This is a genomic window from Gemmiger formicilis (assembly GCF_900167555.1).
Classification (GTDB): domain Bacteria; phylum Bacillota; class Clostridia; order Oscillospirales; family Ruminococcaceae; genus Gemmiger; species Gemmiger formicilis.
In genome coordinates, this window is the sequence record NZ_FUYF01000048.1 from 1 (window position 1) to 6,281 (window position 6,281).

5 protein-coding genes are annotated in these 6,281 nt (G+C 54.4%); all 5 read left to right on the plus strand.

The annotated features are described in order from the left end of the window. Positions 1-1,518 (plus strand): ATP-dependent DNA helicase (locus tag B5D32_RS14170; protein WP_143402796.1); only part of this gene is annotated, 1,518 nt, incomplete at its 5' end. Between the two features lie 27 nt (positions 1,519-1,545). Beyond that, complete coding sequence (locus tag B5D32_RS14175) at positions 1,546-2,529, plus strand: hypothetical protein (RefSeq protein WP_143402797.1); 984 nt, start codon at positions 1,546-1,548, stop codon at positions 2,527-2,529. Positions 2,530-2,550: 21 nt separating this feature from the next. Further along, entirely contained in the window at positions 2,551-3,678 is a 1,128-nt protein-coding gene (locus tag B5D32_RS14180) for a DNA primase (RefSeq protein ID WP_078785613.1), read from the plus strand. Between the two features lie 69 nt (positions 3,679-3,747). Beyond that, positions 3,748-4,521: a Cas9 inhibitor AcrIIA9 family protein gene (locus B5D32_RS14185; RefSeq protein ID WP_078785614.1), complete on the plus strand. Its 774-nt coding sequence runs from the start codon at positions 3,748-3,750 to the stop codon at positions 4,519-4,521. After that, the coding region (locus B5D32_RS14190) for a PcfJ domain-containing protein (protein ID WP_078785615.1) at positions 4,518-6,281 on the plus strand (1,764 nt) is incomplete at its 3' end. The genes B5D32_RS14185 and B5D32_RS14190, both read left to right, overlap by 4 nt.

The following is a 6,281-nucleotide window of genomic DNA, read 5'->3' on the forward strand; positions in this document are numbered from 1 at the left end:
GAGGACCTGACGAAAGAAACATTACTTCTGCTCAACGCGCCTATTCCCATCCCGGAACAGCGCGTCCGCGCCGAGGAAGTGCAGGAAACCCTGCAGCAGATGATCCTGCACGGCGCAGTAGTCGCCTACAAGCAGTACCTGTACAGCCCGCGCGTGTTTGGGCAGGAGGATGACACCGCCCGCATGATTGCCGAACGGCTTGCCAATATCAGCGTGGCAGAGAACATTGAATCTGCGCTGGAATCGGTGCGCGAAAGCCTGGGCATTACGCTTTCCCAAAAACAGGAGCAAGCGGTGCGCACGGCATTTCAGCATGGGCTGACGATTATCACCGGCTCACCCGGCACCGGCAAAACCACCGTGTTAAAGGCCATTATCGAGGTGTTCAAGAACCTGCACCCGAAAGGCAAGTTCGCCCTTATGGCTCCCACAGGTCGCGCCAGCCGCCGTATGGCGGAAAGCACCGGCGTTGACGAAGCCCGCACGCTGCACAGCGCACTGGGTCTCGGCACAGGGGAAGAAATCGGAGACGGCGAGCGAGTCCGCTTTGTGGATGCCGACCTTATCATCGTGGACGAGTTTTCTATGGTGGATATGTGGCTGGCACAACAGTTTTTCAAGCGCATCGGCCAGCACACGCGGGTCGTTCTTGTGGGCGACCCGAACCAGCTGCCCAGCGTGGGCGCGGGCAATGTGTTCTATGAACTGATTCACAGCGGAATGGTGCCTGTCACCGTGCTGGATTGGATTTTCCGCCAGTCAAAGGACGGTCTGATTGCTTACAACGCAAAGTTCATCAACGAAGGCAGCACCAAGCTGTACTACGGCAATGACTTTGTGTTTGTGGACAGCCCGACGCAAATCGAGACAGCGCGGCGCATCCAAGATATTTACTGCAAGGAAGCCGCCGAGCGTGGTATCGAAAATGTGCAGATCCTTTCGCCGTTCCGTGAGAAAGGCGAGGCAGCGTCTGAGCAGCTCAACCGGGCCATTCGGGAACGGGTCAATCCGTTCCGTTCGGCCGAGGAAGAAGTGAAGATCGGCAACCGCACTTTCCGCGTCCATGACCGCGTCATGCAGACAAAGAACACCGAGAAAGTGTCCAACGGTGACCTTGGTTTTATTACCGGCATCACCACAGGCAGCAAAGGCGAACGGCTCGTGCAGATGGATTTTGGCGGCGACCGCAAGTTGACTTACACGCCGGAACAGCTGGCGCATGTTGACCTTGCTTACGCTACCACGATTCATAAGGCAATGGGCAGCGAGTTTGAAACGGTCATCATCCCCATCGTCAAGGCGCACACAATCATGCTGTATCGCAATTTATTGTATACAGCTGTGACCCGCGCCAAGAAAAAGGTTATCCTTGTAGGGCATAAGCCGATTCTGTTTATGGCGGTTCATCGCGCCGATATCAGCAAGCGAAATACCATGCTGGGGGAGCGCATCCGCCTGTACTGCAAGGCCTACAACACCGAACGAAACGCACTGCCGGAACTACAACAGGCCGGCTGAATGTAATAATGAAGGGAGAAATCACCCATGAAAGGGAATCAAGAACCTATGCTGTACACAACCAACTCCGCTGTAGCCGCACTGAACCACGTACCCGGCTTTGACCCGCTGAAATTCCTGCGCCGCACGATTTCCCGCAAAACCGGAGAGGACGTGATGCGCCTTGACCTGCGGTACAAAAAGCTGTGGTTCCGGCTGGCCTGCCCCACGGGGCGGCTGAAGCTCAATGCCCTGCGCATCACTGAGAAAATGGCCATTTTTGAAGCCAAGGTTTACCGTGACCGTGAGGATGCCGAGCCGCTGAGCAGCTACGTTGCCAACTGCACGCTGGACGCAACGCCCGGTGGGCTGTATGTGGAGGCTGCGCAGGAGGAAGCACTGGACACGGCGCTCTCCAATGCGGGCTTTGGCATCCAGTTTGCCGATGTGGGCAGTGAATCCGAGGAGTACGGCAGCGAAGTGCCGGTAGGTGCAAAAGCAGAGATTGCAAAGCCTGTTCAGGTAAAAACGGTAGCTGCCAAGCCGGTACAGACGAAAGCGGAAGTCACAGAATCTGTGCAGAAGCAGCCGGAAGCCGTGAAAGCTACCCCGCAGGAGGCTGCCAAGGCTGACCCGCTGGATGCCATCATGGCGGACGATATGCCCATCCCCGAACAGGTAACGGCAGAAGTTGTAGAAAAGCCCAAAACCGTTGTACTGGAATCCGTGCAGTCTGCACAGACCCCGCCAGAACCGCCGCAGAATGTCATTGTGCTGGAACAGGAACCACCCGCCGCCGCATATACCCAAAGCAGCCCGGTGGAGGAAATCTGCCGCCAAATGACCTACGAGCAGGCGCAGGACGTCATCGTAGACTGCGGCACCTGCAAGGGCTGGACGTTGGCACAGGTGGCTGACCGCCGCCCTGCCAGCCTGCGCTGGTATGTGAAAGGCTATCAGGGAGAAAACAACATTCTTCGCGCGGCGGCCGCCATTATATGGGACAGCTTGCAGGAGAAACAGGCAGGATAACCGGGAAGGAGGCCGTTTTGCATGACCTCATCTTCCGATACATTTCCGTTTGGCATTGCCGATGTGGTAGAACTGCTGGGCCTTACCGTCCGCCGCCGTCTGCCGTCGAGCCTGTACCTGAACTGCCCCTTTTGCGGGGATCAGCGCGGGCGGCTCAATGTCAATACGGACAAAAACGTCTGGCGCTGCAACCGCTGCGGCGCGGCGGGTGGTATGCTTGCATTGTATGCCCGTTATAACTGCACCGGTAATGCCGATGCCTACCGCGAGATTTGTGAAGCGCTGGGGCGATACACACCCCGGCCAAGGGTGAATGACTGCATCGGGGTAAAGCCAGAGCAAAATGTCCGCGCAACCCCGCAGGAGATACACCAGACTTACTCGCTGCTGCTCTCCATGCTGCCGCTGACACCCACGCATAAAGCGCATTTACTGTCACCGCGGCGCGGACTGACCGAGGAACAGATTGCAAGGTTCGGGTTCAAATCGACCCCGCCAGCGTTTCTGTGCCGAAGTTATGCCGAGCGTCTGCGGCGGCAGGGCTGCACTTTGCAGGGCGTGCCGGGCTTCTATACGGACAATGCCGGGCGGTGGACGATCAATTTCGGCAGCCGCACGGCGGGCATCCTGCTCCCGGCTGTCGGTATGGATGGTTTGATCTGCGGTATGCAGATACGGCTGGACATACCGCTGCGCCGCAGGGATGACCCACCGGGCAAAAGCGGAGCTAAGTATATCTGGCTGTCGTCTGTAGGCAAGCCGCATGGCGTGACTTCCGGCAGCCCATTGCATTTTGTGGGCGAGCCGTTTGCCAAGACTGTGTATGTGACCGAGGGGCTGCTCAAAGCCGATATTGCCCGCTGCCTGACAGGACGCTCGTTTGTCGCTGTGGCAGGGGTGAACAGCTTGAACGGCTTGGAATCCGCGCTGCGTTGCATGGCACAGAACGGCACCAAGTTGGTCGTGGAAGCCTATGACATGGACAAGTTAGAAAATGAATATGTGGCATCTGCCGCCGAAAAGGTTCAGCAGATTGCCCGCGTAGCCGGGCTGCAAAGCACAAGCCTTGTCTGGAATACTGCCTACAAGGGCATAGACGACTGGCAGCTTGCTTTGCGGCGGGAAGAAGCAAAAGAAAAAGTGGCCTGATGCCGCGCAAAGTTATGGCAGAGAGCTACCGTATGGAGGCTCTCTGCCTTTTTTAGAAAGGACAGAACAATGGGTATACTCTCTGAAATGGATATGATGAACCGCGATGCCGAGGATGATGCTTTCGAGGTGTCCTCGGACAGTGAAACCGTAGATTCTTTCAGCGAAGAATTTGAGCCGGTTGAACCCCCGAAGCCGGAACCGCAAGCGGAGGACGCGGAAGAAGCCCGCAAAAAGGCTGAATTTGATGCTGCCGAAGCCAAGCGCAAAGCCGAATGGGAAGCAAAACAGGCACAGAAGAAACTGCGGGAGCAGCAGGAGCTGGACCGTCTTGCCGCTATGTCGGATGATGACGTGATGCAGGCATCCATGAACCGCGTTTCGCAGGATACCGAGCGCCTGACCCGCCGCAACATGAAGCTATGCGTCATGGAGGACGTGCAGACCGAGTGTCTGGCTGACCCCGCTTTTGCCCGCCTTGTGATGAACCCCAAGAAAAAGATGGTGAATTGCTTCCACTACATCAACCGCAAGGCGCGGGAGTATCTGGAACAGGAAATGAAGGACAATGACGAAAAGCCTATGGGCGGCGGTTTCGGCGGCGATGTGCCGGACGAACTCTGCTACCAGTGGGCGCGGGAATATTTCCGCGATGCCGAAGCCAAGGAGGATGCCGAACCGGAAGAAAAGTTTGTCCCCAAAACTTACAACGGGAAAATGCCCAAGGCAGGCAAAGTCAAAAAAGATAAGCCCAAGAAAGCAGCGCCCAAACCAGCCCCGAAACCCGCGAACGAAGAACAGCTCACCTTTGGTGACTTCGGCACAGAGGAGGCAGCAGGATGAAACTGGACAAACGAGCCTGCCGCCATGCAGCCAATGTTCCGCTGCACATCAGCCTAAATGCCGGTGTGTTGTACACGGAACGGGTGAAATACCTTGTCACCGCTGCCGTCAAACTGCTTGGCGGGCATAGGGTGCTGACAGTTTACTTCTATGACTGTGAACGCCTGAAAACAAATGACCGTATGCCGAAGTGGGTCGTGTTTCAGGGCAAGGATACCTTTGCCACGCTGGAGCGTGATGCCGAGGGGAACGTCAAGTGGCGGGATGCCATGCTGATGAGCCTTGCCGATGAAAGTTTCTATAATTTTAGAGAATCCTGCGTTTTCTATAAAGGGACGGATGGCGCTGCAATCGCGGACTTTATCCATCGCAACGTAAGTGGCATCGCCGTGTTGAAGGAGTTACAGAACTATCAGTATAGCATCCGTAATAAGCAGGCAAAAGCTCGCCGCTGCAAACGTGATGCGGACATAGTCGAGAAAATGAAAAAGGTCCCGGCTGCACCCTCAAACTTGGCACACTGGATTGACCAAAATGTCATGCCGCACTATCTGTTTTATTCGTATGACAGGAACCAGCCAGCAACGCAGGTTTTTTGTACCTATTGCGAGAAGTTTTCTGTGATAAAAAAGCCGAAAACCGGAAAAATCTTTGTCTGCCCGCAATGCAAACAAAAGGCAATCGCCAAAGCGCAGGGGAGAAGAGCCGCCTACCATGAGGACAGGGAAACCTGCCAGGTTATTCAAAAAATCAGCGATGAAGAATTGCTGATACGGATCTTCAAGGTACGCTGGGCATATAAGGAAAAAAAGAATACGCCTGCGAAAGAAATTTATGAGAACGCAAGGTTATTTATCCGCGTCGTTGGGAAAGAAGGCACCGACACAGAAGCGTTCTATTATGACAGCGGTTATGATAGCGCAACACACTGGCGGAGAGGAAACCGTCCGAGGTTTTCTCCCTATACAAGCAGTTATGAAGCCGATGATACCGGGGCGGTTTACCTGCCATCACTGAAAAGAGCCTTGCAGGGAACACCGTGGCAGTATTGCGCACTCCGGCAGTTCTATGAACCTACGAAGGAGGCAATGCAGGTCAGTACCTATCTGCGCGTATATCGGCGCTATCCAAAACTCATTGAGCATCTTGTCAAAGTCGGATTCGAGCACATCGTCGCAGACATTGTGTATCGGCACGGTATGGGATCAGAAATTGATGACACGCAAAAACGCACACACCGCATTTTACGGGTCAACAAAGAAGATTTGACCATGCTGCGTGAGTTAAATGCTGGCATCGATACATTGAGAGCATACCAGCAATACACGAAGCTTAATTTGCGCAGTCGGCAGGAACTTTTACAGTGGCAGCTCAAAAATCATGTGCATACGGTTCCAACGCAGTGGTTTGCCTATATGACGGCAAGAAAATTCATGCGCTATATGGACAGCCAGCTGCCAGACTATATGCAGCTGAAGCGGGCTTTCCTCTATCGTTCCCCGATGGAAGAAGCAATCTCGACTTACAGCGACTATCTGCAAATGTGTCAAGAACAGAATTATGATATGAAAAGCAGTCAGGTTTTGTTTCCCAAACACTGCAATGAGGCCCATGACGAGTTGAGCCGATACATTAAGAAGTGTAGGGACGAGCAAACAAAGCGTGCATTTCGTGAAGTATATGAGCATTTGGCAGAAAAGGCTAACCTCACTTCAAAGAAACTGCAAATTGTCTGCCCCAAGCAAACCGATGACCTCATC

Bases quoted from the DNA above. Each gene is read 5' to 3' on its own strand.
- B5D32_RS14180 (WP_078785613.1), top strand. From the start codon at position 2,551: ATGACCTCATCTTCCGATACATTTCCGTTTGGCATTGCCGATGTGGTA.
- B5D32_RS14185 (WP_078785614.1), top strand. From the start codon at position 3,748: ATGGGTATACTCTCTGAAATGGATATGATGAACCGCGATGCCGAGGAT.
- B5D32_RS14175 (WP_143402797.1), top strand. From the start codon at position 1,546: ATGAAAGGGAATCAAGAACCTATGCTGTACACAACCAACTCCGCTGTA.